This is a genomic window from Campylobacter showae CSUNSWCD (genome assembly GCF_000313615.1).
Classification (GTDB): domain Bacteria; phylum Campylobacterota; class Campylobacteria; order Campylobacterales; family Campylobacteraceae; genus Campylobacter_A; species Campylobacter_A showae_A.
In genome coordinates this window covers 85822-110105 of sequence record NZ_AMZQ01000011.1, presented here as the reverse complement: position 1 = coordinate 110105, position 24284 = coordinate 85822, and the positions used below count along the sequence as shown (strand labels likewise).

General features: G+C 45.7%; 25 protein-coding genes. 9 read left to right on the top strand and 16 right to left on the bottom strand.

What is annotated here, in order from left to right:
• Nucleotides 1–552: MBL fold metallo-hydrolase (locus tag CSUNSWCD_RS08680; protein WP_244263921.1), on the top strand; the 552-nt coding region annotated here is incomplete at its 5' end.
• Between the two features lie 214 nt (nt 553–766).
• Here CSUNSWCD_RS08680 and CSUNSWCD_RS08675 read toward each other — a convergent pair.
• From CSUNSWCD_RS08675 to CSUNSWCD_RS08645, 7 genes are all read right to left on the bottom strand, one after another.
• Nucleotides 767–1303, bottom strand: coding sequence for a Hot dog fold protein HP0420 (locus CSUNSWCD_RS08675; protein WP_009495936.1), 537 nt, complete (start codon nt 1301–1303; stop codon nt 767–769).
• Between the two features lie 12 nt (nt 1304–1315).
• Nucleotides 1316–2155 (bottom strand): tRNA 5-methoxyuridine(34)/uridine 5-oxyacetic acid(34) synthase CmoB, encoded by an 840-nt coding sequence (gene cmoB, locus CSUNSWCD_RS08670; protein WP_341871754.1) that lies wholly within the window; start codon nt 2153–2155, stop codon nt 1316–1318.
• 65 nt (nt 2156–2220) lie between these two features.
• Nucleotides 2221–2400, bottom strand: a complete 180-nt coding sequence (locus tag CSUNSWCD_RS08665; protein ID WP_009495934.1) for a hypothetical protein — start codon at nt 2398–2400, stop codon at nt 2221–2223.
• On the bottom strand, nt 2397–2624 hold the full coding sequence (locus CSUNSWCD_RS08660) for a hypothetical protein (RefSeq protein ID WP_009495933.1): 228 nt from the start codon (nt 2622–2624) through the stop codon (nt 2397–2399). The genes CSUNSWCD_RS08665 and CSUNSWCD_RS08660 overlap by 4 nt, the downstream gene beginning before the upstream one ends.
• A gap of 3 nt (nt 2625–2627) precedes the next feature.
• Entirely contained in the window at nt 2628–3746 is a 1119-nt protein-coding gene (locus tag CSUNSWCD_RS08655; protein ID WP_009495932.1) for a DHH family phosphoesterase, read from the bottom strand.
• Between the two features lie 8 nt (nt 3747–3754).
• The gene (flhA, locus tag CSUNSWCD_RS08650; RefSeq protein ID WP_009495931.1) at nt 3755–5917 is read right to left on the bottom strand and encodes a flagellar biosynthesis protein FlhA; all 2163 of its coding nucleotides are present in this window, start codon (nt 5915–5917) and stop codon (nt 3755–3757) included.
• Nucleotides 5918–5920: 3 nt separating this feature from the next.
• Nucleotides 5921–6325 carry an RrF2 family transcriptional regulator gene (locus CSUNSWCD_RS08645; RefSeq protein WP_002946513.1) on the bottom strand — a complete coding sequence of 135 codons (405 nt, stop codon included), beginning with the start codon at nt 6323–6325 and terminating at the stop codon, nt 5921–5923.
• 144 nt (nt 6326–6469) lie between these two features.
• Between CSUNSWCD_RS08645 and rpsO the strand changes: the two genes are divergently transcribed.
• From rpsO to dnaK, 4 genes are all read left to right on the top strand, one after another.
• Entirely contained in the window at nt 6470–6742 is a 273-nt protein-coding gene (gene rpsO, locus CSUNSWCD_RS08640) for a 30S ribosomal protein S15 (protein WP_002952011.1), read from the top strand.
• Nucleotides 6743–7042: 300 nt separating this feature from the next.
• Nucleotides 7043–7822 carry an HrcA family transcriptional regulator gene (locus tag CSUNSWCD_RS08635; protein ID WP_009495930.1) on the top strand — a complete coding sequence of 260 codons (780 nt, stop codon included), beginning with the start codon at nt 7043–7045 and terminating at the stop codon, nt 7820–7822.
• On the top strand, nt 7819–8346 hold the full coding sequence (grpE, locus tag CSUNSWCD_RS08630; RefSeq protein WP_002946505.1) for a nucleotide exchange factor GrpE: 528 nt from the start codon (nt 7819–7821) through the stop codon (nt 8344–8346). Before CSUNSWCD_RS08635 ends, grpE begins: the two co-directional genes overlap by 4 nt.
• Before the next feature lie 35 nt (nt 8347–8381).
• Nucleotides 8382–10259 (top strand): molecular chaperone DnaK, encoded by a 1878-nt coding sequence (dnaK, locus tag CSUNSWCD_RS08625; protein ID WP_009495929.1) that lies wholly within the window; start codon nt 8382–8384, stop codon nt 10257–10259.
• Between the two features lie 39 nt (nt 10260–10298).
• Here dnaK and CSUNSWCD_RS08620 read toward each other — a convergent pair whose 3' ends face one another.
• On the bottom strand, nt 10299–10493 hold the full coding sequence (locus tag CSUNSWCD_RS08620) for a hypothetical protein (RefSeq protein WP_009495928.1): 195 nt from the start codon (nt 10491–10493) through the stop codon (nt 10299–10301).
• Nucleotides 10494–10557: 64 nt separating this feature from the next.
• Here CSUNSWCD_RS08620 and CSUNSWCD_RS08615 point away from each other — a divergent pair, with 64 nt between their 5' ends.
• The gene (locus CSUNSWCD_RS08615; protein WP_009495927.1) at nt 10558–10989 is read left to right on the top strand and encodes a hypothetical protein; all 432 of its coding nucleotides are present in this window, start codon (nt 10558–10560) and stop codon (nt 10987–10989) included.
• 212 nt (nt 10990–11201) lie between these two features.
• On the opposite strand, the gene CSUNSWCD_RS08610 is transcribed toward CSUNSWCD_RS08615, so the two are convergent.
• The 6 genes from CSUNSWCD_RS08610 to CSUNSWCD_RS08590 form a co-directional block, all read right to left on the bottom strand.
• On the bottom strand, nt 11202–11960 hold the full coding sequence (locus CSUNSWCD_RS08610; RefSeq protein ID WP_009495925.1) for a flagellin: 759 nt from the start codon (nt 11958–11960) through the stop codon (nt 11202–11204).
• A 131-nt stretch (nt 11961–12091) separates the two neighbouring features.
• Nucleotides 12092–13228, bottom strand: coding sequence for a WG repeat-containing protein (locus CSUNSWCD_RS08605; protein WP_009495924.1), 1137 nt, complete (start codon nt 13226–13228; stop codon nt 12092–12094).
• Between the two features lie 219 nt (nt 13229–13447).
• Nucleotides 13448–13771: a hypothetical protein gene (locus CSUNSWCD_RS08600; protein ID WP_241091513.1), complete on the bottom strand. Its 324-nt coding sequence runs from the start codon at nt 13769–13771 to the stop codon at nt 13448–13450.
• 329 nt (nt 13772–14100) lie between these two features.
• On the bottom strand, nt 14101–14265 hold the full coding sequence (locus CSUNSWCD_RS11330) for a hypothetical protein (RefSeq protein ID WP_009495920.1): 165 nt from the start codon (nt 14263–14265) through the stop codon (nt 14101–14103).
• Nucleotides 14262–16202 carry a ribosomal protection-like ABC-F family protein gene (gene abc-f / locus CSUNSWCD_RS08595; RefSeq protein ID WP_009495919.1) on the bottom strand — a complete coding sequence of 647 codons (1941 nt, stop codon included), beginning with the start codon at nt 16200–16202 and terminating at the stop codon, nt 14262–14264. Before abc-f ends, CSUNSWCD_RS11330 begins: the two co-directional genes overlap by 4 nt.
• A 9-nt stretch (nt 16203–16211) precedes the next feature.
• On the bottom strand, nt 16212–17525 hold the full coding sequence (locus CSUNSWCD_RS08590) for a sodium-dependent transporter (RefSeq protein WP_034964721.1): 1314 nt from the start codon (nt 17523–17525) through the stop codon (nt 16212–16214).
• Between the two features lie 164 nt (nt 17526–17689).
• Here CSUNSWCD_RS08590 and CSUNSWCD_RS08585 point away from each other — a divergent pair, with 164 nt between their 5' ends.
• The 3 genes from CSUNSWCD_RS08585 to CSUNSWCD_RS08575 are packed head-to-tail and all read left to right on the top strand — an operon-like array spanning nt 17690 to nt 20334.
• On the top strand, nt 17690–19009 hold the full coding sequence (locus CSUNSWCD_RS08585; RefSeq protein WP_009495917.1) for an MATE family efflux transporter: 1320 nt from the start codon (nt 17690–17692) through the stop codon (nt 19007–19009).
• Entirely contained in the window at nt 18985–19806 is an 822-nt protein-coding gene (locus CSUNSWCD_RS08580; protein ID WP_009495916.1) for a M48 family metallopeptidase, read from the top strand. Before CSUNSWCD_RS08585 ends, CSUNSWCD_RS08580 begins: the two co-directional genes overlap by 25 nt.
• Nucleotides 19807–19851: 45 nt before the next feature.
• Complete coding sequence (locus CSUNSWCD_RS08575) at nt 19852–20334, top strand: tetratricopeptide repeat protein (protein ID WP_009495915.1); 483 nt, start codon at nt 19852–19854, stop codon at nt 20332–20334.
• Nucleotides 20335–20445: 111 nt separating this feature from the next.
• Here the strand turns inward: CSUNSWCD_RS08575 and CSUNSWCD_RS08570 are convergent, their stop codons facing one another.
• Together CSUNSWCD_RS08570 and CSUNSWCD_RS08565 are read right to left on the bottom strand one after the other, a co-directional pair.
• Nucleotides 20446–22545, bottom strand: coding sequence for a TRAP transporter permease (locus tag CSUNSWCD_RS08570; RefSeq protein ID WP_009495914.1), 2100 nt, complete (start codon nt 22543–22545; stop codon nt 20446–20448).
• Between the two features lie 340 nt (nt 22546–22885).
• The gene (locus tag CSUNSWCD_RS08565) at nt 22886–23824 is read right to left on the bottom strand and encodes a TAXI family TRAP transporter solute-binding subunit (protein WP_009495912.1); all 939 of its coding nucleotides are present in this window, start codon (nt 23822–23824) and stop codon (nt 22886–22888) included.
• Nucleotides 23825–24284: the final 460 nt, after the last annotated feature.

Sequence of the window (24284 nt, the reverse complement as noted above, 5' to 3'; positions counted from 1 at the left end):
ATTGATCCAGGTCAAGATTCATATGACTTTGTCGTAAAAAATTCACACGCGCCACTCACTATTTTAAACACTCACGGGCATTTCGATCACGTTCTTGACAATGTTAGCTTAAAAAATTTTTTTAATGTTCCGGTTTACATCCACAAAGACGATAATTTCATGCTTCATGACGATCTTTGGGATGCGGGTCAGCAGCCGATGTACGACGCGATTTGCGTCGGCGGAGCGAAATTTGAGGACGTTAAATTTAACATAGAGGACTTTGAGATCGAGTTTATGCACTTTCCTGGACATACGCCAGGATGCTGTATGGTACGCGTGGACAACGTTATCTTTAGCGGAGATTTTTTATTTAGAGGCTCGATCGGGCGTTATGATTTTCCGTTTTCAAACGCCGAGGATATGCGCCAAAGCTTGCTAAAATGTAAAAATTTGCAAGGAGATTTTATATTGTATCCAGGTCACGGCGACAAAACGACGCTAAAAGCCGAACATGCAAACCTCGACTTTTGGATACACATGCTAGAAAATAGACAAGATTTAACAAGGTAAATTTTAGCTTTTATTGTTAGAAACTAAAAGTAGCCGCTACAAATTTAAGTAGTTAAGCCATACAAAAAACAAATTTAAAGGTGAGAACTTAGCATTATTTATGCAGACTTAGCCCAAATGTCGCCAAAAAGGACGGCAAAAAATCAAATTTAAAAACAAAGGCGGCGCAAAAATTTTACCGCACCGCCTAAAATACTTTCAAATTTGACTTAGCTTATGCGTTTTGCCTTGCCTCTTCCCTACGCTTTTCTTCGTTTTTCCTTTGAGCTGCTTGCCTTTGTAAACTGGTTTTGTAAATTTTAAAAATATGATCATCCAAAATCACGACCTGAAAAGTACCCTCAAACACCTTTATATCGCTTGTCTTACCAATCACTCGTACTTCGCGCTTTTTGCTCTCATTAAAATGCGAGCGTGCGTCAAATTCGATTGCCTCATTTACTCTAGTCGGAGCAAAAAAATGTATTTTAGCTCCGATAACTACGCTAAAAGTCTCATTTACCGCCACCATCGCTGCGTAGCTAGCCGCCGAAAAAACAAACCCGCTGTGTATAAGCCCTTCGCTATCGACAACCATATCATTTGTAGCAAAAAAACGCGTTTTAGCGTGGTTTGGCTCGAGCTGCGTCACGGCGCCACTTAAGCTGATTTTTATATTCGGAGAGGTTTTTAGTTCGTTGCGAAACGGATTCTCGTCCTCGGGCAGAACAACCCCGTCGCTACTGTTGTCGTCGTAGATATTTTCGTCCATTTTTCACCTTTTTTATACGCTTAGTTTTAGATAGGCTCGTTTTGGCGCTGGATAGCCCTCGACCGTGCGCGCCGGGTCTGCGGGATCGAGAAAATCGCCCAAACTCTGACCCAAGATCCACTCCGTTTTTCGCTGCTCGTACGCGTCCGTCGGCTTTGTGGCTAAAATTTGCGCGTCTTTAAAATTTGCCCTCTCGCACCAGTTTAAAAGCGCGCTAATAGTCGGCACGAAGTAGATGTTTGGTATCTTTGAGTATGTATTTTTCGGACTCAGGGCAAAATCGCCATCCATATCAAGATACATCGTGTCCAAAAAGAGCTCGCCGCCCGCATTTAGCGCGCCTTTTAGCTCTTTTAGCGTACGCACAGGATCGCTTCTGTGATAGAGCACGCCCAGGCAAAAGAGCACGTCAAATTTGACGCCGTAGTGCGGCAGATGCTCGACGCCTAGTAGCTCGTACTCTATGCCCGAGCGCGCAAACGCGTCGATGAATTTAAACTGCAAAAAGCTCATAACGCCGGGATCAAAGCCAATCAGCTTTTTGGGACGCTTGGGCAGCATGCGAAAGAGATAGTAGCCATTGTTGCAGCCGATATCGCCCACGACCTTGCCCACTAGATCCATGTGCGGCGCGAGTAGGTTAAATTTGACAAAACTCCTCCACTCGCTGTCGATAAATATATCGTCTATCTTAAAGGGCCCCTTGCGCCACGAGCGTAAATTCAGCGCCGTTTGTAGAGTCTCTTCGCGCTGGGCTGGGGTTAAATTTGCACTTATCTCGACTATATCGTCAAATTTAAGCTCAAATTCGCGCTCCGTAAATTTAGCCGCCAGCTCCTCTATCTCACGCATCAAAGGTGCGTAGATTTTGCCCGCCAGCTCCCTAGCCTTCGCCGCTCTAGCCGCTTCTAAGCTCATCACTCCGTCCAGTCGATGATATTTTTAGGGCACTCTTTGTGATAGACGCCCGTCGCGTCGTAGTACTCCTTGCACTCGTTGTAGTACTTCGTCGTCACGCCGCGATCGTTTAAAAACACGCATCCGCCCAGCATAGCCGCCAGAGCCGAAAAAAGTAAAATTCGCGCTAGAGTTTTCATTTGAAAAATTTAGCGTGCTTTTTCTTCATATATTCGACGACTTCGAGCACCTCGTCCACGCCCTCGGCATCGCTGCTCTCCAGTGCGTCGTCGATACACTCGATGTAGGTCTCGGCGGCGTCTTGTAGCCTATCTTTTTTCACGCCGGCATAATAAAGCATCGCCTCTAACATCATCGAAAGCTCGTAGCTTAGCTCGTCCACGGTAGGTTCTATTTCTTTCATTTTCTATCCTTGTAAAATCGTTTTTTTAGTTATTAGGTCGGTTATCTGTGCTTTTACGTTCTCATAGCTAAAGCTATCCTTAAAGCCCGCAAAAAGCCCGCCGCTAGCGTTCACGTGTCCGCCGCCGCCGACTAAATTTTTAGCCATCTGGCTGACGTCTACCTTGCCGTTAGCGCGAAAGCTCAGCGTCTTTTTGCTCGTAACGTCGATGAAAAAATCAACATCGGGATTTGCGACTAAAAAATCATTGCCTATAACGGAAGTATTGCCGATATTATAGGTCAAAATACCCTTAAAATCGTTATACTTTATGCTAAATTTCTCTTTTTCTTCGCTTAGTTTTTTAACGACGAAAGCCGAGATAAGGTTGCTTAGCGTATCGTTTTTATCCTCTTTAAAAAAGTCCTTTTTAAATCCAAAAATCGCCTCGTCAAGCCCGACATAGTCGTCTCCCGCGTCGAAAAACTCCCGCGCTCGTTTGATTAGATAAAAAAGATAGCGCGAGTTTTCTGCTTCAAACATCGTTTTGTTTATCTCTTTTGCGTTTGCGACGAGTCCTAGCCCGACCTTACCCATTTCAAAATTTACGTCCTCTTTTAGCCAGATGTCGACTGCGTTTACGACGTCGCTAAAGTGATTTAGGCTCGCATCTACGCCGTAAATTTTAGCGAAAAAATCATGCGTGATCTTAGTCGCGCACCTTGAGCTATCTAAAAAATACCAGCCAAATTTGCTCGCGCACTCGGCGCCGCTTTGGTGATGATCTAGGAGTAAAATTTTAGCGTTTTTATTTGCGAGCGCCTTTTCGTAGGCCTCGCACTGCTCCACGGTTAAATTTAGATCCGTTATCAGGATAAGCGCTTTTTCGTCATTTTTAATCACTTCGGTTTCCCCGTGATTTCCGGACACATTTTGCGAGATATCGTTTTGCCCGCCGCCCAAATTTGACTCCGCCGAGACTGTGTTTTTATCCGAAATTTGAGCCAAAATTTGATCAAATTTCTCGTCAATCTCCTTGCCATAGTTCGAGTTATAAAATTTAACGTTTTTAAAATAGTGATTCGTTATTACCTGCGCGCCGTATCCGTCCAGATCGGTGTGCGAGAGGTGGTGGATGGTCATTTTATTCCTTACAAATTTGATATTTCTATCGTGCCTAGCGTCTCAAACGGCGTATTTGCTGCGACTTCGGCAAAGCTAAGCACAGTGATATCTATGGCGAAATTCGCGCAGATATCGGCGATAAATTTACGCAAGCTAGGCTCCACGCAAAGTATCATCGAGCCGTATTCCGAGATCGGCCGCTTCGCCCTCGCCTCGCGCAGAGCCTGCACGATCGCCGAGGTCTGCGAGACGTTTATCATTAGGTGATACGCGCCGTCTTTATACTGCACGGCGTCGATCAGTTTTTGCTGCGCGGCAGGCTCCATCACGTAGAAATTTAACCGCCCTCCCTCATCGACGTAAAGCGAAGTGATAGCGCGAGCAAGCGCGGTGCGGACATGCTCGACGATCATATCTAGGTTCTTGCTAACCTCGGCTATGTCGCTTAGCGCTTCTAGGATGCTTAGCATATCTTTTATCGGGATGTGGTCTTTTAGTAGCGCTTTTAGCACCTTTTGAATCACTCCGATAGGCGCGATGCGCAGCGTATCCTCGACGATGACGGGGTATTCTGATTTTAGCTTGTCGAGCAAATTTTGCGTCTCTTGGCGGGTTAGGAGCTCGGCAGCGTTTTGCTTTATTAGCTCGCTCATATGCGTGGAGATGACACTCGCGGGATCCACGATCGTGTAGCCGCTTAGTATTGCGTCCTCTTTTACGCTCGCATCGATCCATAGTGCATCGAGACCAAACGCGGGCTCTTTGGTCGGGATGCCCTCGATGTTGTCGCTAACTAGCCCGCTATCCATCGCGAGAAATTTATCCGCGTAAATTTCCCCCTGTCCGATCACGACGCCTTTTAGTTTGAAGCGGTATTCGTTTGGCGGTAGTTGGAGGTTGTCGCGGATGCGGATCTTTGGCATCAAGAAGCCAAGCTGTGCCGCGATATTTCGTCGCATCGCTCGTATGCGCTCGATGAGATCGGTCTCGGCGATCTTTAGCAGACCATATCCTAGATCGAGTTCTAAAATTTCAAGCTTTAAGATATCGTTTATCTTAGCTTCTTCTTCACGGGCGATCTCTTCTTCGCTTTTTTTAGGCGGTTTAGGCGCTGTTTGCCCTTCTTCCTCGCCCTGCACAGAGCCTATACTTTGGGCTTTAGCGGTCAAATTTATCTTGCCCTCTTTTACCTCTTTCATTATATAGCCCATACTTAAAAATAGAAGCGAGATAAAGCCCAGAGATAGCGTCGGCAGTCCCGGGACTAGAGCAAAGATAAATAGTATAAAGCCGACTATCAAAAGCGTTTTGTATTCGCCTAGCAGCTGCGTTAGCGAACCCTCGGCGAAATTTTCATCATCCTTGCTAGCTCGCGTGATGATGATCGCCGTAGCCGTTGACGTGATGAGGCCAGGTATCTGGCTCACTAGACCGTCGCCGATAGTTAGGATCGTGTAGTTTTGCGCCGAGGTAGCCATGTCTAGGCCGTACTGAAACGAACCGATGAGAAAGCCGCCGACGATATTTATAATCGTGATGATGATGCCAGCAACCGCGTCGCCTTTGATAAATTTAGACGAGCCGTCCATCGCACCGTAGAAATTCGCCTCGCCGATGATGGCTTCGCGGCGCTCTCTAGCTGTCTTTTCATCGATCAGACCCGCGTTTAAGTCGGCGTCTATCGCCATTTGCTTACCAGGCATCGCATCGAGCGTAAATCTCGCCTGCACCTCGCTCACGCGCGTCGAACCCTTGGTAACGACCATAAAATTTATAAGAACTAGGATCGTAAAAACTATCACGCCGATGACGTAGTTGCCGCCTACGACGAACTGCCCGAAGCTCGATATTATCTCGCTCACGGCATCTGGACCGTTGTGCCCTTCGCTTAAAATCATGCGCGTAGTGGCGATATTTAGAGAGAGTCTAAAAAGCGTGATGATAAGGATTAGCGTCGGAAAGGTACTAAGATCGGTGGGCTTTGGCACGTAAACGGCGATCAGGATGATGAGCACCGAGATAGAGATGGAAAGCGCAAGAAAAAAGTCCAAAACTGCACTAGGAAGCGGCACGATGATGATCGCAAGGATGGCGATTATGACGCCGACGATCGTGAGCCCCTTAAACCTTACGATGGGCTCTAAAAACGGTGCGACCAGAGTTAGGATATTGCGCTTTTGTTTTGCCAAAATTTACTTCTTGATTATATTTGCTAACGTAATTGTATCTAAAAAATCGTCTATTTTAGACTGCAGCGCACTAAACATCGGCCAGATTTGACACATTCCGCCCTTGCTAGAGGCACAACTATCGGCCGAGATAGAACACTCAAATACCGCCATTTTACGCTTTTCTGCGCTTTCGATTATTCTTTTTATGCTGATTTCTTCAGGTTTTTGCGCGAGCATAAATCCGCCGTTTGCACCCTTAAACGAAACCAAAATGCCCTCTCTGGCCAAATTTTGCAAAATTTTAGCCAAAAAGCTTTTTGATATCTCAAGTTCGCCCGACATCGTATCGACGTCCGAGGGAGCGTCTTTTTGCGCTATATAAATCAGCGAAAGCAGCGCATATTCGCTCGCTTTTGTCAAAAGCATAAATTCCCCTTAAATTTTTTGCTGATATTTTATTAAATTTTATCTGCAAATTTGATTAAATCAATATTTTTTAAAACAGGTGCCGCATTTTTTGATTTTTATGATATAATCGCCTTTTTTAATCTCACCAATCAGGAGGTCATTATGGCTTTGGATTCGGCTAAAAAAGCAGAAATTGTTGCGAAATTCGCTAGAAAAGAAAAAGATACAGGTTCTCCGGAAGTTCAGATCGCATTGCTGACAGCAAGGGTCGAGGAGCTAACCGAGCACCTAAAAATCTACAAAAAAGATCACTCGTCTCGCCTCGGACTACTTAAGATAGTAGGTCGCAGAAAACGCTTGATGAAATATCTAAAAGCTAAAGATTACGCAGCTTACACAAAAGTTATCGCTGAGCTAAATCTCAGAGATAAATAATCCTAAGCCCCGAATTTGGGGCTTTTCTTTCAAATTTTACTTCTTATTATTTTTCAAAATTTAACACATCAAATTTTAGATTCATAAAATTTCTAGCAATAAAATCAAATTTAACCTACTCTTACATTAAATTTATTCAATTTTTCCCGCGCGCCACTCACCACACCCAATTTTTACATTTCTAACCTTGAGCTAACTACACTAAAGTTATCTAAACAATTTTTTTTAACTATAGCCCTTGACAATTATCCGCTCAATGTTGTATAATGCGCCTAGCAATTTAAAGGAGAGAGTGCTAATATGATAAAGGTGAGCAAGCGAGATCTGATACTTGATTCTATCATTCAAGCTTATCTTAGCGACAACGCTCCGATCGGCTCTAGCGAGCTTGGTTCGCGCATGGGGATGTCGATCCCGGCCTCTACGATTAGGGTTTATTTTAAAAAGCTCTCCGACGAGGGCGCGATTACTCAGTTTCACGTTAGCGGAGGCAGGATACCGACGGTTGCGACGATGAGAGATTATTGGCGAGCTAGGTTAAATTTCGATGAGACGCTAGATATCGCAAATCCTAACCTACTAAAGTTGCTAAGCGATAAATTTGAAATTTACGCGATGGTTTTTGAAAGCAAAACCCAAACGCTAAACGAGGTTTTAAATTTAAACAATAGATTTTTGATTTTGAGCTTTAGCGAGGACGAGATCGTGCTCAAATTTAACTATAAAGTCGAGAAATTTTTGAGCAATCTCATCGGCATAGACCTGGGCAGACTCGAGCTTACCTGTATGCAGGTGGGTCTAAACGAACTAAGAAATAAGATAGCCGAGCTAAAGCGCACCAAAATTCGCTTTTTAGAAAACGAAAAGATAGCGCTTGAAATTTTCGGCGAGAGCTTTAAAAGCGCGCTAAGCCCTAGTTTTGAGATGGTTTTTGACTCAAATTTAGTCTTTTTTGGCGAAAGTTACCTAGGCATGAAGCTTGACGTAAATTACGAGGGTAAAGAAGCTAAAATGCTTTGCGCGGGCAGTATTTATAATGATTATGAAAGATTTTTAAACAACCTAAAGGAGGCGGCATGAACGAGAATGAAAACGTAGAACTTGAGCAGCAAATCCCGTCAAATTTCGACGAGAGTATCAGTTTTGAGGGCCTTGACGCGAAATACGTCGAGCTTCAAAAGCAGCTCGAGGAGCTAACGGATAAGTATTATAGAGCCAACGCGGACTTTGAAAACATCAAAAAGCGTTTCGAAAAGGAAAAAGCGGACATCGCGACGTATGCGAACGAGAAATTCGCTCGCGATCTGCTTCCGGTGATAGACGCGCTTGAGATGGCGGTAAATTTTGAAACCGAAGGCGACGAATACGCGGCTAAAATAAAAGAAGGAATTTATATAACGATAGATCAGTTTAAAAAATGCTTTGAAAAAAACGGCATCACCGCGATCGAAGCGAACGAGGACTTTGATCCGAATTTCCACAATGCTATGCTGCAAGTAGAAAGCGAAGACGTGGAAAAAGGTAAGATCGTGCAAGTGATACAAAAAGGTTACCTCATCAACGGCAGAGTTTTGCGCCCTGCGATGGTGTCGATAGCGAAGTAAAATTTGAAAGAAAAATTTAATAAAAAGGAAAAACAATGGCAAAAGTAATAGGTATAGACCTAGGAACGACGAATTCATGCGTGAGCGTGTATGAGCGTGGCGAAAGCAAAGTAATCCCGAACAAAGAGGGTAAAAATACTACTCCTTCGGTCGTGGCATTTACCGACAAGGGCGAAATTTTAGTAGGCGACAGCGCAAAACGCCAAGCCGTCACAAACCCTGAAAAAACCATCTACTCTATAAAAAGAATAATGGGTCTAATGAGCAACGAGAAAAATGCACAAGAGGCCAAATCTCGCCTACCGTACCACATCGTAGATAGAAACGGCGCGTGCGCTATCGAGATCGCGGGCAAGGTCTACACTCCGCAAGAAATCTCCGCAAAAGTACTCATAAAGCTAAAAGAGGACGCGGAAAGCTACCTGGGCGAAACCGTCGTGGACGCCGTCATCACCGTACCTGCGTACTTTAACGACAGCCAAAGAAAAGCAACTAAAGAGGCGGGAACTATCGCTGGACTAAACGTGCTTCGCATAATAAACGAGCCTACCGCGGCGGCTCTTGCTTACGGTCTAGATAAAAAAGAGGCCGAAAAGATCATGGTTTACGACCTAGGCGGCGGTACGTTTGACGTTACGGTGCTAGAAACCGGCGATAGCGTGGTCGAGGTTTTAGCTACTGGCGGTAACGCGTTCCTTGGCGGCGATGACTTCGATAACCGCTTAATCGATTGGCTAACGAGCGAATTTAAAAGCGACTCGGGTATCGATCTAAAAACCGACGTGATGGCTATGCAGCGCCTAAAAGAGGCTGCCGAAATAGCTAAAAAAGAGCTAAGCTCGGCTCAAGAAACGACAATAAATTTACCGTTCATCACAGCTGACGCTACTGGCCCAAAACACCTCACAAAGACGCTAACTAGGGCAAAATTTGAAGGCATGATAGAGGATCTAGTCGCTCAAACGATCACCAAGATAAACGAGGTCGTAAAAGATGCCGGACTGGACAAAAAAGATATAAAAGAAATCGTCATGGTAGGCGGTTCGACACGCGTGCCTCTAGTTCAAGAAGAGGTCAAAAAAGCATTTGGTAAAGAGCTAAATAAAAGCGTAAATCCAGACGAAGTCGTAGCTATCGGCGCAGCAATCCAAGGCGCGGTTATCAAAGGCGACGTGAAGGACGTGTTGCTCCTAGATGTCACTCCGCTAAGCCTAGGCATCGAGACTCTAGGCGGCGTGATGACAAAAATCATCGAAAAAGGCACGACTATCCCGGTCAAGAAAAATCAGGTATTTTCAACCGCCGAGGATAACCAAAGCGCCGTCACGATCCACGTACTCCAAGGCGAGCGCGAATTTGCCCGCGACAACAAGTCTTTAGGTCAGTTTAACCTAGAAGGCATCCCTGCTGCTCCTCGCGGAGTGCCTCAGATCGAGGTTGAGTTTGATATCGACGCCAACGGTATCCTAACGGTCTCAGCTAAAGATAAAGCCACCGGCAAAGCCCAAAATATCACGATCTCAGGCTCAAGCGGTCTAAGCGAGGATGAGATCAACAACATGGTAAAAGACGCCGAGCTACACAAAGAGGACGACAAAAAGCGCAAAGACGCGGTAGAGGCGCGCAACCAAGCCGACGCGCTAGCGCACCAAACGCAAAAGAGCCTTGACGAGCTAGGCGAGAAAATCCCAGCCGAGGACAAAGAGCGTATCCAAAAGGCGCTTGACGAGCTAAAAGAGACGCTAAAAGACGAAAATGCGAGCAAAGAGCAGATCGATGCGAAGGTCAAAACTCTAAGCGAAGCCAGCCACAAGCTAGCCGAAGCGATGTATAAAAAAGACGGCGCTGCTGGCGAGCAAGCAAACGGCGGCAAGAAAAAAGACGACGACGTCATCGACGCCGAAGTTGAGTAAAATTTAGCCCTTGTTTCGGCAAGGGCTTTAAGTTTAAATTTAAGGCTCAAGCTTTTGCGCCCCCTTAAATTTGCCCCGCCCGTTAAATTTGACGGGCGGATTTTTATAAATCTCTAAATTCGTTATCTCAAATTTACCCAATCCAAATTTGACTTCAAGTAGTTTTTTTGTCCGCTTATTTTGCAAATTTGCCGCTTCGCCGATAAATTTTAAATTTAACCCTCTTCCGCGCAATCCTTAACCAAAATCATCCATTTGGGCTACCGATTTAAATATAATCAAACAAAAAAGGTCTTAAATGTATCTATTTTTCCTGATTGTTCATATTTTGAGCGCCGTAGCCTTCGTTGGTTACGTATTTTTCGACGTTTGTATATTTCCGTTTGCCAAAAAGCACGTAGACGAGGATACGCTCGCTCGCGTCAAAAAAGCCTACACCAAAAGCAGCGCAAAGGTGTTTGGCACTGCGTTTTTACTCCTGATTATCAGTGGCGTTTATATGGCAAAGGATTATTTTGGCGGCGAGAACGGATGGTTCGGTAGTCCGTTTCAAATTTTACTCGCGACCAAGATCGGCGTGCTAGGGTTAATGTGCCTAATCACGGCGATATCGCTCTTTTATGTCTATAAGCTTAAAAAGCCCGATCCATTTGGCAAATACTCGCACGTCATCGCCCTTGTTTTATGTGTCATAATGATAATCCTGGCAAAAGTAATGTGGAGGGTTTAGGTGAATTTGACGAGTACGCAGCCCGACTCGGCAAATTTAACTTGGCGAGCATTTATATTTTAATCGCAAAGCATGAGAGTATATTAGACGCGAAAGTAAGTAAAATTTGACTGATTGATTTAAGGCACGATTAGATAGCAAAAGTAGAAGCAAGAAACAAAAGCATTTTAGCCGCCAAGGAGCGTAGCGGCTAAAATGTAAAGCAGCTAAATTTAGCCCAAAAGCCTGTTAAACTGACTTTGCAAGCTTGCAGTATTGTGCGCTTGAGCTAGGATCGCGGCATTTGCTTGCAGGTCGTTTTGCTTAAAGGCGCTTATATTTTTAGCGATGTCGTTATTTTGCAGCTGCGACTCGCTTTGCCTTAGCGCAACGTTTTTGGTTAGGCTTGCGTTGATGCCCGAGAGTATGCCGTTTTGCGCCGCACCGATCTCGCCTCGCAGAGCGTTTACGCTACCGATAAATTTACTCACGCTCTCGCCGTTACTCACATCAATACCGCTAAAATCGGGCGCGTTTAAATTTACGCTTGCCGTACCATTACCTGTTAGGAAGCTCATCTGCCCGCCAAATACGTTCTTGCCGTTAAAGCTCGCCTGCTGCGTGCTCTCTCTCATCGCGCCCACGAGCGCGTCCGCCTCGCTTTTTATCATCTTTTGCTGGTCAGCGTTTAGGATGCCGCCGTTATATCTCACCGATAGTTCGCCGATACGGTCGGCGCTTTGCGTGATATTTGCTAGCGTAGAGTCTGCGATCTGCAGGATGCCGATAGCGTCGTTTGCGTTTGCGACGCCCTGCTCTAGCGTGGAGCTTTGAGAGCGTAGCGAGTCCGCGATAGCTAGATTTGCGCTGTCGATACCGCTTATAGCGCGCTGTGCGGAGATGTTATTTAGGGCTTTTGCGCTGTTATTTTGAGCTTGTTCTAGGTATTGATTGCTTAGGCTTGAGTTTGCGGAAAAATTTCCCAGTTTCATTTGCACTCCTTTTAAATTTGACCCGATTTTAGCGAAAATTTGATTAAAATTTGCTAGCGACGAGCAAAGACTGCTACAACGTCGATTTTTATCTCACGCAAATTTTTCATGCTTGTTAATTTTATAAAACTTCATTGTTCTTTTAGGTTTTTCGGCTTACCGTCAAGCGTAAAATATATTTTTGTTTTATTGTCATTTTTTGGATAAGCGTAGATTCCATCACTATGTATAAAAATCATAAAATACTGTGCGGGTATGATGATTTTACCGTTTATATCTATCACGCCAAATTTTTTGTTTTCTTCAAAGGTCGAGACGTTATGATCGCCAAAAAATAACGCTTCGTTATATTTTGGTTCAACTATCGGCTCTAAATTTTCGCCGTATAACCCCCATTTTCCGTTTTCATTAACATGAAACACATTTTTCTTTATAGGATCGAGTTCTATCATGTCGAATTTCGGCTCGATCTTTTTATCCGCCGAGGCAACTAAGCCCATTTTACCATCCTTTCCGTAAATAAGAACTCCGGAATTTGATATATCAAAATCTACTTTTTCATACTCTATAGGCACTACGATCTCATACGCACGATTTATAACGCCGTATTTGCCGTCCATGCTTATTAATTGATATTGCTCCTTATCATCATAAAAGATCGGATTATAGTCAAATTTTGGAGGAAGCACCTCTTTGCCGTTTTTATAGATGACGCCGTGTCTTGTTTTGTCATTTGTTTTTACCCACGTTACCGCAAATCCACTTTCCTTAAATTCTTCTATCATATAATACTTCGGAGCGATCAGCTCCTTGCCGTCTCTTGCATAGATACCGTATTTACCGTCTTTGGCAGCGATTATTATCTCTTCTTCTAGTCTTGCATCGTCAAATTCCATATTTAAAACCATATCCCCAAAGCGATTTACCGCACCCCATTTTTTATCTAAAAACACCAATGCCACGCCGTTTCTAAACTCTGAGCCGTTGTCGTATTTTATCGGTATAACCACCTCACCTTTAGTATTAATAAATCCCATTTTTGATTCTTTTTCGTTAAGGATAGCAACAGCCGCGAGCCCGTCTTCAAATTCGCCTACCTTGTCGTATTGCGCTTTTATTACTATATTGCCGTTTTCGTCGGCAAAACCGTATTTTCCGTTTTCTTGAACGGAATTTAGATATACTTCTTCGCCGATACCGTCATTTAAGTCATATCCGTTGAGTAAAAGACCCGCAAAAACTAGCGAGCTAAGTAAAATTTTCTTCACGTTTTGTCCTTATTGATAAATTACGATTTTATTCTACAGTTTTTACTAGAACAAGAAACAAATTTGCTATCCAAGTTAAATTAAGCCGTTTAAATTATTATCGAGGCCAAAAAACGAAACAAGACGAGTTTTTTAGCATAACGACCTTTACAAGGATATATTTTATGATTTTTTACTTTGTTTTCATATAAATCTTGTTTTGTTGCGAGCTCGCCTTGCTCAGGCACGAGCCGGATTAACTCCGCTCATAGCTAGATTGCCGCAGTAGACGGCGCTTTCGCCCATGCCGACGTTTCGACCGCGATAACCACCTGTCGCAAGGACCTTAAATTTATCCGCCCGCACGCCTTCTAGCTCAAATTTGCCTCCGCTTGGGATGAGCGCGTAAATTTTACCCTGCGGCGTAGCGTAAAATTCGCTGCTACCTATCTGGGTAAATTCGTTTTCTTCTTCGTAGCTAGCGATGTAAACCATGAAAAATACCGTAAAAAGCACGGCAAAAAGCGCAAATAAGCAAAGTAGTATAGGTTTTTTATCTTTCAAAGTGCCGCCTATTTTTAGAAGCTCTTTTTTTATCGAACTCAAATTTTACGCAAAATGCCTCAAAATTTTAAATTTAGACACGGCTGCTCTCACCGCGAGATAGCAGGTCGTACAAAGTATAGCAAGCGTCGTAATATCGCCAAAACCAAACTCTCCGCTGCTCGTAACAAGCGAGGTCACTATCCCGCTAAATAACAGCAAACCAATGCAAACAAAGCAAATAAAGGCAAAAATGTTTAAAAATTTCGCTCTTTTGCTCGCGTTTTCGTTGTTTTTAGCAAGCGTCTCAAAGGTAAGAATTTTATTTAAAAAGCCGTCTTTTTTATACTCTACCTTTTGACTAGGTCGCCCGTTTCGAGATCAAATTTTTGCGGCGAAAACGTCCCGCTAAATATCTGACTGCCAACCTCAAAGCTAACAGCAACGGCCTCGTTTAGCTTGATCGTTCTCGTGTATAGCCCGCCGACCCTGCCGATTTTGGTAAATTTTTTCAAATTTGATCCAAATTTTCGGCAATTTCTAAGACTTCAAAGTATTCGTTCTCTAGTGTTTCAAGCTCGCTTTTTGCCGCTTCTAGGTCGTTATAAAGCGTGGTTAGGCCGATTTGCTGATAGATTTTTGGATCGCTAAGGCCGGCGTTTAGCTCTTTTATCTTAGCTTCCAGTGCGGCGATTTTTTCGGGATGCGAGGATAAAATTTGCGTTTGCTTATAGCTTAGCTTTGCGCTGGTTTTGCTCTTTTGTTTTTGCGCTTGCTCAGCTTCGCTTGCTAGGCTCGCTTCAAATTTGCCAAGCTCGGCTAATTCGTCTTCTAACTCAAGATAGACGCTGTATTCTTGATGCAACACCTCTATTTGCGTGCCCTCAAAGGCCCAGAGCTTGTGCGCGATCTTATCGACGAAGTAGCGGTCGTGGCTCACGATGATGATAGCGCCTTCAAAGCTTTGCAGGTAGTCCTCAAGGATGTTGATAGTTGCGATATCAAGGTCGTTTGTGGGCTCATCTAGCACGAGCACGTCGTACTCCTTGCTAAAAAGCAGCGCGAGCGCCACGCGGTTTTTCTCGCCACCGCTTAGCACGCCGATTGGTTTATCGAGGAATTCTTTAGGAAATAGGAAATTTTTAAGGTAGCCGTAAACGTGCATATTTCGACCACGCACCATGACGTGATCGCCGCCGTTTGGGCAAAATGTCTCGATGAGGCTCTTGTCGTCGTCTAGCGCGCTTCTAGACTGATCAAAGTACCCCACTCGCACTTCGCCTCGCTTGATCTCGCCGCTGCTAGGCTTTTCAAATCCGAGTAAAATTTTAATAAGAGTACTTTTGCCGCTACCGTTTCGTCCGACTATCGCGATACGTTCGCCTTGCAAAACGCGCGCGTTAAAATCCCTAAAAAGCTGCTTGCCGCCGATAGTTTTGCTTAATTGCTTGATCTCAAATAGCATTTTTTTGCGGTTTACGCTTTGAGTTTGATTAAAATTTTTACTCGCGCGCTCAAGCTCGAGCCTAACACGGCGTATCACGCCCGGGTTTTTCTTAGCTTCCTCGCGCATGGCTAGCACTCGCTCTTTGCGCCCTTCGTTGCGTTTTAGACGCGCTTTGACGCCGCGGCGTAGCCACTCCTCCTCAGCTTTTAGCTGTTTTAGCAGCGTTTCGTGAGATTTGGCTAGGCTGGCCAGGATTTCCTCTTTTTTAGCTAGATAGTTTGCATAACCGCCGTCAAAAGACGCCAGCGCGCCCTCCTCGATCTCGACGCTTCTAGTTGCTAGCGCGTCGATAAAGTAGCGATCGTGCGAGATAAAAACTATCGTCTGGCGCGAGCTTTTTAGCATATCCTCTAAAAATCTCACCATATAAACGTCAAGGTGGTTCGTAGGCTCGTCAAGTAGCAAAATATCGGGCTTTTTAAGGATCAAAGCGCCCAGAGCCACGCGGCGTATCTCGCCTCCGCTAAGGCTTGCAACAGCTCGGTTTTCGTACTCTTTTAGCTTAAACTCCTCCAGCACGCGCTCGATCTTGCGCTCGATCTGCCAGCCGTCTTTTGCTTCGATAAATTTGATTAGCTCATCTTGCCTCGCGTTTATTTCTTTGTTGTGCGGATCGCTGCCGAGCGCTTCTAGCACCGCGGCATACTCGTCACGCGCGTCAAAGATCTCTTTTAACTCCAAATTTAGCGCGTCTTTTACGGTGGCCGCATCGTCAAATTTGGGATTTTGCGCGAGCATTTCTACTTTTACGCCGCCTTGCAGGATACGCCTGCCGCTATCAGGCTCTAGCGAGCCCGCGACTAGCTTCATCAGCGTACTTTTGCCGCTGCCGTTTTTACCGATGATTGCGATACGCTCGCGCTCGTTTACGCTGAGGCTTATTTTGTTTAAAATTTCATTGGGGCCGAATTTTTTACTAACGTCGATAAGGTCGATTAGAGCCACGCGCGAGCCTTAAAACGAGATATGCATGCTAAGCGCGATGATACAAAGCGTAAGCGCCATCGGCACGTATATATATCTGCCCGTAAAATACCAAAACGCGCCTTGTTTTTTTGCCGCGCCGGTATTTATCTCGTCCATGATCTCTTCTTTTTTGATAACCCAAAACCACGACACCGCACCGATCACCGCGCCGATAGGTATGATATAGATCGACACAAAGTCCATCCACGGCCCCCAGCTAGTTATGGCTTCCATATTTACGCCGATACCAAAGCATATTATGCAAAGCGCGATTAGCACGACGCCGCGCTTTAGCTTAGGAAATTTGTGCATGATCGACTCGGCGACGGCTTCGAACATATTTTGCAGCGAGGTCACGCCGCCAAAAATCACTGCCGTAAATAAAATAATCGCGAAAATTTGACCGCCCGGCATGTCTTGTAAAATTTTAGGCAGCGTTACGAAAAGTAACCCAGGCCCCGCCGCAGGATCCATGCCGTAAGCAAATACCGCAGGCAGCATAACTAGCGCCGCCGTCATCGCAGCGATCGTATCAAAGATCGCCGTTTTTTGCGCGCTATCTACGACGTCTTCGTCCTTTGATAGATACGCGCCGTAAACTATCATACCAGAACCCGTGATAGATAGCGAGAAAAAGGCCTGACCCATCGCCGCAACCCATACCATCGGGTCGGCTAGCTTGCCCCAGTCGCTGTGAAAGACGAATTTATACCCACCAAAGGCCCCGTCTAGAAACGCTACTCTGATAGCTAGGATAAAAAATAGCACGAAAAAGAGCGGCATCATGATTTTGTTTGTCTTTTCGATACTGTGCGCGCCGAAAAATAGCGTAAACAGCGTGCCTGCAACGACGATAAAGTGAAACGGCACGACCGAATAGGACGAAAGCGCAAAGGACTCAAACCAAGTGTTCGTATCCACCGTCATCAGCGAGCCTGTGATCGCCTGAAATAGCGCCTTTAAAACGTATGCGATGATGACAGCGTAGCCGATAGCGATACACATCGAGCCCGCTAGCGGTATCCAGCCTAAAATTTTACCAAACGTGCCCCAATTTCGGCTCTTCCACGCGTATTCGTATGAGCCTAGCGTGCCGGTTTTGGCGCGTCTGCCGATAGCGTACTCAGCAGATAGCCCGGCATAGGAAAATATCGCGACAAAAAACAGATAAACGAGCAAAAACGCGCCGCCGCCGTTCGTACCGACCTTATAAGGAAACCCCCAGACGTTAGCCATACCGATAGCCGAGCCCACGCAAGCGATGATAAACGCCCAGCGTGACGTAAAATTTGTTTTGTGCATTTGATATCCGTTTAGATTAAATTTTTTCAATTATACTTGATTAAGCTAATAAAAAGATTATGCCTGCTCGCAGGGAAAACGTGTAGCTCCGCCTTAAAACGCTTTAAATTTATATTTGGGTATAATCGCACGTTATCTAAAATCCACGTTACAAAAGAGAAATTATGAATTTATCGCTCAAAAAGCTCACTATCCCGATATTTTTAGATATGTTTTTGCACTTCGTGACGCTCATCATAAACACCTATATGGTGACTAAGGTCAGCGTCCATCTAGTCGGCGCCATGGGCGCGGGCAATCAGATAATGGATCTATTTATGACCATTTTTAGCTTCCTTAGCGTGGGCTGCTCGGTCGTGGTCGCGCAGGCTCTGGGCGCTAAAAATATAAATTTAGCCAAACGCGTCATACACGCTAGCATCACGTTTAACACTATCATCGGGCTTGGTAGCGCGGTTTTTATTTACTTTTTCGGATTTGAGATTTTAGAGCTTTTAAACGTCCCTGAGCAGCTTCGCGCCCAGAGTTTTGGCTACTTGCATATGCTCGGTATCGCATTAGCCTTTGACGGCATCGGCATGGTGCTTGCAGCCGTGCTTCGCGTTTATAACTTTGCCACCGCCGTTATGCTAGTTTCTTTGCTTATGAACGTCATCACCCTTTGCGGCAACGCCATCGCGCTTTTTGGCTGGCTAGGACTGCCAAACTACGGTCTCTACGGCGTCGCGGTTTCGACCGTCGTCGGAAGGCTAGTGGGCGTTATCGTGCTATTTTTGATCCTGACTCGCTACGCCAAAGTTAATATTTTCTTTAAACGCCTATTTAGCCTGCCGTTTGCCATTTTGCGCAAAATTTTATCCGTCGGGCTTCCGAGCGCGGGCGAAAATTTACTCTGGATGGCGCAGTATATGGTGGCTTTTGGCTTTGTAGCGAGCATGGGCGAGGCCAGCCTAAACGTGCAGACCATTTACTTTCAGATCACGCTTTTAATCCTTCTTTGCGGAGCCAGCATCAGCGTGGCAAACGAGGTCATCGTCGGGCATCTAGTCGGCGCGATGAGATTTGACGAGGCCTACTCGCGCACTTTCCGCGCGCTTCGTATCGGCTTTATCGCTAGCCTTACGGTCGTTTTGGTGGCGTATTTTGGCAAATTTGAGATCATGGAGCGGTTAAATTTGACTGAGGAGCTAAAGGCCGTTATGCTGCCACTTTTTACGCTTTCTATCGCGCTTGAGACGGGACGAACGTTTAACATCGTAATCGTAAACGCTCTGCGCGCGAGCGGGGACGCTAAATTTCCGCTGATGACGGGCGCTGTGTTTATGTGGGGCGTGAGCTTGCCGCTGGGGTACTATCTAGGCATCGTGCAGGGCATGGGCATCATCGGCGTTTGGATCGGATTTACCGCCGACGAGTGGCTGAGAGGTCTTGTTAATACCTGGCGCTGGAGAAGCAGAAAATGGCAATCAAAACGCCTCGTGTAAAAACCGTTTGCGTAAAATGCGGCGAATTTGACGTCGCGCTAAATTTTAAAAAAGGCATCAAAACCACCCGCCTAAAGGTCGCTAAAACCGGCGAGATCTCGGTCTCGCTGCCCTTTTACGCCGCGCAAAAACAGGCGCTAGAGTTCGTACAAAAAAACTACGACTGGCTAAAATCGTCTTATGAAAAAACCCTATCAAATTTGCCGCGCGAGGACGAGTTTAGGCTGCTGGGCGAGGTTTACCGTATCAAATTCGAGCCAAATTTAAATGGCGTAAATTTAAGACGCTTTGCAGGCGATTCGGAGATTTTTAACGGCTTAAATTTGAGCTCGGACGGGCTAGACCCGTACCTTTACGGCGCTAAATTTGAAGGCAAATTTGACGCTAGCAAATTTAACCCGCACCTTGACGTGGCCAGATTTAAAAGCTCGGATGAACGCAAATTTGACGGCGAAATTTACGCTTCAAATTTGGCGGCACTCGAAAACTACAAAAAAGCCTTTGCAAGGCGTGTTTACGGGCATTTTATAGCTAAATTCGCTCCAGTCGTAAACTGCAAAATAAACCGCGTCGTCGTGCGCAAAATGGCCACGCGCTGGGGCAGCTGCAACTCGCGCAAAGGCTATATAAATTTAAGCCTAAATTTGATCGAAAAAGCACCCGAGCTAGTCGAATACGTCGTACTCCACGAGCTAGCTCACCTCATCTACCCCCACCACCAAAAAAGCTTCTATAACTTCATCGCAGAGCTTATGCCTGATTTCAAAACGCGAGAACAACGGCTAAACAAAAAATAATTTTAAATATGCTAAAATAGAATATTTTTAATTTAAAGGGAGATAATGAAAAAACTTCTAATGCTAGTTGCCGCGGTTTTTGCTTTGGGCGGTGATTTTGAGGACGGCGTCAAAGCCTACGAGAGCTCTAATTTTGTAACGGCTCGCGAGAAATTTGCAGTCGCCTGCGACGCGAACAACGGCCTAGCCTGCGCAAAACTGGGCGCGCTTTATCAGCTGGGCAAAGATATCCTGCCTGACACCAAAAAAGCGCTTGAGCTATACGAAAAAGGCTGCGAACTAGCCTCTAAAGAGGCTTGCTCGGGTGCCGGCGGCATATACGTATCTAGCGACAAAGAAAAGGCGCGTGCGCTGCTAAATAAAGGCTGCGAGCTTGGCGACGGCTTTTCATGCGCGACTGCGGGATCGTATCTGTTAGAGGAGAAAAAATTTAAAGAAGCCTACGCGCTTTTTGAAAAAGCATGCAAGATAGGCGATAGTCTCGGATGCCAATTTGCAAGCGATCTAAAACGCTCAAAAAGACTTTAATTCTGCTTACACGGGTTAAATTTGACGGTTAAATTTAACCCGGTTTTATCTTTCTTATATCCACTAAATTTACAAAAACAAAGCTAGGTTAAATTTAAGAAAGCGCAGGCCCTAAGCGCCTACGCCGGCTCTCTTTTCCGCTTTATTTTGTATCCATTGAAATGCAAACAGCGCCGCGTAAAGCGAGACGCCGATCGCGTAAGAAATGTATTCGTTCGCAATAAACGGGATATATTTAGCGCACATATTAGGCACCAAGGTTAGCGGCACTACGCACAAAAGTAATGCGCGCTCTAGCATGCTTACGCGTTTAACGAAATATCCCTGAAGCGCCGAAGAAAAGGCAAACATACCCACTAGCGCCGTACCGAAAATCAGCGCCATCTCGAGCGGATTTGTTATCCACACTATGCCTTTGGCGTCGTTTGGATTGGCCGAGTCTACGCTCTCTATCAAAAGCAGCTTGTTGTTAAACACGAAAGAAAACGGCAAAATCGTCGTACGCAGGTCATAGAAAAAGCCCTGCACGCCCACGGTTACCGGGTTTGCTTTGGCGATACCGGCCGCAGCGTATGCCGCGATACCCACCGGAGGCGTATCGTCGGCTAGGATACCAAAGTAAAAGACGAAAAGATGCACGGCGATAGCGGGAATGAGAAAGCCGTTTTTGTGCGCCAAAAACAAAATCACAGGCGCGACTAGCGAGCTAACGACGATATAGTTTGCCGTCGTTGGCAAGCCCATGCCAAGTATGAGCGACATTATCGCAGTGAGAAATAGGATGAGCACGATGTTGTTGCCGGCTAAATTTTCCACGACTTCAGATAGCACTTGACCGACGCCAGTTAGCGAGATAGAGCCCACGATGATGCCCGCTAGACCCGTAGCTATCGCGATCGTAGTCATGCTTTTAGCCGCCGTTACCATCGCCCAAAATATATCCGCAAAGCCGATGATGAAGTCCTCTTTGCCGACGTCTTCGCCGTGGGCCATTTTTTTAACAGGCTCTTGAAAAAGGATGATCAAAAATAGCACGCAAATGGCGTTAAAAGCTGCTGAGATCGGAGATTCGTTTGCGATTAACAAGGTATAGAGCAAAACCAAAATCGGGATAAGGTAGTGCAGACCGCTCACGAAAATCTTAAGCTTAGATATACCTGCGCCCTGTTCCATGCCTTTTAGCCCTAGCTTACAGCTCTCAAGGTGCACGATGAAAAACAGCGACAAGTAGCACACAAATGCCGGAATTACAGCCGCTATCATGACGTTTGTATAGCTAAGGCCCAAAAACTCGGCGATGATAAAGGCCGCCGCGCCCATGATAGGCGGCATCAGCTGACCGTTTACGCCCGCAGCCACCTCGATAGCGCCCGCTTTGGTGCTAGTTAGTCCCGCCTTTTTCATCAGCGGGATCGTAAAAGTGCCCACCGTAACGACGTTTGCCGTGGAGCTACCGCTCACCATGCCGGTTAGTCCTGACGCGATAACCGAGGCTTTCGCCGGTCCGCCGCGAAATTTACCCAGCAGTGCAAAGGCTAAATTTATAAAGTACTGCCCCGCTCCCGCGCGCTCCAAAAGCGAACCGAACAAGACAAAAAGATAGATAAAGCTCACGCTAACGCCAAGCGGCACGCCAAAAACGCCCTCGGTCGTAAGATACATGTGGCCTGCTAGTTTGTTTAGGCTAGCGCCCTGGTGCGCGATAATGTCGGGCATGTATTGACCGAAATAATCATACGCTAAAAATATCGCCGCGATGATAGGAAGCGCTGGACCGATGATCCTGCGGCCCGCCTCAAACAGCACGACAACGGCGACGCAGGACACGGCGATATCAAAGCTCGTGTAGTCTCCCGGGCGCTGTGCTAGCGCGTAAAACTCTATAAGCGGATAGAGTGCGGCTAGCGTGCCCACAACACAGAGCGCGATGTCGTAAAACGGCAGGCTGGAGTGGGCTTTTTTGTGAATTTTGAGCGGATAGAGCAAAAAGAGCAGACAAATAGCAAACGCAAGGTGCGCCGAGCGCGACATCGTCGTGTTCATCGGAAAATACGCGATGTAAAGCTGAAAAACCGACCACGCAAAGCAGATAATGCTCGTGAAATATATATAAAAGTTCGAGTTTATCTCGCGCGTCTTTACCTCGACGAACTCCTCCTTTTCCTGCGTCGACTCGGTATTTGTTCGTGTTTCGTTTAGATTTTTATCCATATTTGCTCTTAACCTCTTAAATTTTCTTTTTATAAAATTTGGCGATTTCGCCCGTAAAATCGGGCTTTATTTTTAAATTTGACTAGCTTTTGTACCTTAAATTTATCGGCAAATTTAACCCAGCACCCTAAAGATACAGATTTTGCAAACGGCAAACAAAATCAGCCGTAAATTCGCGCATGAGCCAAATCTAAAATTTGACGCTTACAAGCGACTTAAAAACCGCCGCCTAAAAAGCTAGCAAAGCGTCAAATTTTAAATCCTCAAAGACTAAAAACAAGCCCTTAAATTTAAAAAATAGGCCGCGCAGGTCAAATTTAACCCGCACGGCTCGGCTAGTTTATTTTATTATGCCAGCTTTTTTAAACTCAGCCTCGGCGGCCGGGTGCAAAGGCGCAGAAAGCCCCTCTACTAGGCTCTCTTTGGTAACCGACGCGAGTGCCGGGTGCAGGCTCTTATACTCGTCGAAGTTATCTAAAATGGCCTTTACGACCGCAGCTACCGCAGTATCGCTCATGCTCTTATCCGTGACCAGGACGGCTTTCACGCCGATGCTGTTTACGTCGTGATCCACGCCCTCATAGGTGCCTTTTGGTATCGTTCCTTTGGCAAAATACGGCATCGCAGCTATCATCTTATCCACTTGCTCGCCCTCGATGTTCACGATGTCGATAGGTAGCGAGTTTGCCGCGTCGGTGATATTGGCCGTCGGGTGACCGACCATGTAGAAGTAGCCGTCGATTTTCTTATCTTTTAGCGCGTGCGGGCACTCACCTGCTGTGAGTACGCCGTGATGTTTTAGCTTTTTCTCGTCAAAGCCAAATGCCTTAAACACGCCAAGCGCGGTCATTTCGTTGCCGCTGCCGGGGTTGCCGACGTTTATCGCTTTGCCCTCGAGGTCGTTTATAGAGCCTATACCGCTTGATTTTGATACGACGAACGCGAGAAGCTCAGGGTAGATCGAGACGACGGCACGTAGGTTTTGATCGCCGTTACCTTCAAATTTGCCTACGCCGTTAAATTTATCATAAACCACGTCGCTTTGGACGAAACCGAAATTTAGCTCTTTTTTTAGCACGTTATTTACGTTGTAGACCGAGCCGCCGGTTGATTGCACCGAGCATTTCATCTGCGGATCTTTATTTACGAGGCGACATATCGCTCCGCCGACTGGATAATACGTGCCCGTCATCGCTCCCGTACCGATAGATACGAACTCCTTTGCGCCCAGCGCAGACGCGAAAAGCAACCCGGCTAATGCCAAAGATGTAGTTTTCATTTAACTTCCTTTCAAAGAATTTTTCTGATTTTACTCTCAAAATCCGCATTTTGCGTATAAATTTCGCTCTTTGAACAAGCTTTTTCAAAATTTTGCGACTATTTTACACACTTTAGCCTTAGAAAAATATTTCTTAAGGTAAAATTTATATATTTTTTACAAGCGAAGCGAAAATCATATTTTTGCATGGAGATATTTCTAAATTTTACGCACCGAGACTTGCGCCTTTAAGATGCTAAATTTGGATTAGTTAAATTTGAGGTTACAGCTTTGATTTCTTTGTATAGAGTTTTAAATTTTAGCATTTTCAGGGTACGGGTCTCGGTGGGTCAAATTTGCAAATTTGAACGCAAGAACGATAAGACGAAGTATTGCGAGATGGATTTAAGGGCTTTGCTTCCTTTGCGGTCGCAACTGCAAGCAGAAGCGACGTAAAAATTTAGCGAAGATAAGACACGTA

Coding starts and splice junctions, on each gene's coding strand:
- CSUNSWCD_RS08585 (WP_009495917.1), top strand. CDS start 17,690: ATGAATTTATCGCTCAAAAAGCTCACTATCCCGATATTTTTAGATATG.
- CSUNSWCD_RS08570 (WP_009495914.1), bottom strand. CDS start 22,545: ATGGATAAAAATCTAAACGAAACACGAACAAATACCGAGTCGACGCAG.
- rpsO (WP_002952011.1), top strand. CDS start 6,470: ATGGCTTTGGATTCGGCTAAAAAAGCAGAAATTGTTGCGAAATTCGCT.
- CSUNSWCD_RS08565 (WP_009495912.1), bottom strand. CDS start 23,824: ATGAAAACTACATCTTTGGCATTAGCCGGGTTGCTTTTCGCGTCTGCG.
- CSUNSWCD_RS08610 (WP_009495925.1), bottom strand. CDS start 11,960: ATGAAACTGGGAAATTTTTCCGCAAACTCAAGCCTAAGCAATCAATAC.
- CSUNSWCD_RS08645 (WP_002946513.1), bottom strand. CDS start 6,325: ATGCTTTTGACAAAAGCGAGCGAATATGCGCTGCTTTCGCTGATTTAT.
- CSUNSWCD_RS08580 (WP_009495916.1), top strand. CDS start 18,985: ATGGCAATCAAAACGCCTCGTGTAAAAACCGTTTGCGTAAAATGCGGC.
- cmoB (WP_341871754.1), bottom strand. CDS start 2,155: ATGCGTGAGATAGAGGAGCTGGCGGCTAAATTTACGGAGCGCGAATTT.
- dnaK (WP_009495929.1), top strand. CDS start 8,382: ATGGCAAAAGTAATAGGTATAGACCTAGGAACGACGAATTCATGCGTG.
- CSUNSWCD_RS08660 (WP_009495933.1), bottom strand. CDS start 2,624: ATGAAAGAAATAGAACCTACCGTGGACGAGCTAAGCTACGAGCTTTCG.
- CSUNSWCD_RS08635 (WP_009495930.1), top strand. CDS start 7,043: ATGATAAAGGTGAGCAAGCGAGATCTGATACTTGATTCTATCATTCAA.
- CSUNSWCD_RS08590 (WP_034964721.1), bottom strand. CDS start 17,525: ATGCACAAAACAAATTTTACGTCACGCTGGGCGTTTATCATCGCTTGC.
- CSUNSWCD_RS08675 (WP_009495936.1), bottom strand. CDS start 1,303: ATGGACGAAAATATCTACGACGACAACAGTAGCGACGGGGTTGTTCTG.
- CSUNSWCD_RS08655 (WP_009495932.1), bottom strand. CDS start 3,746: ATGACCATCCACCACCTCTCGCACACCGATCTGGACGGATACGGCGCG.
- grpE (WP_002946505.1), top strand. CDS start 7,819: ATGAACGAGAATGAAAACGTAGAACTTGAGCAGCAAATCCCGTCAAAT.
- CSUNSWCD_RS08615 (WP_009495927.1), top strand. CDS start 10,558: ATGTATCTATTTTTCCTGATTGTTCATATTTTGAGCGCCGTAGCCTTC.
- CSUNSWCD_RS08665 (WP_009495934.1), bottom strand. CDS start 2,400: ATGAAAACTCTAGCGCGAATTTTACTTTTTTCGGCTCTGGCGGCTATG.
- CSUNSWCD_RS08575 (WP_009495915.1), top strand. CDS start 19,852: ATGAAAAAACTTCTAATGCTAGTTGCCGCGGTTTTTGCTTTGGGCGGT.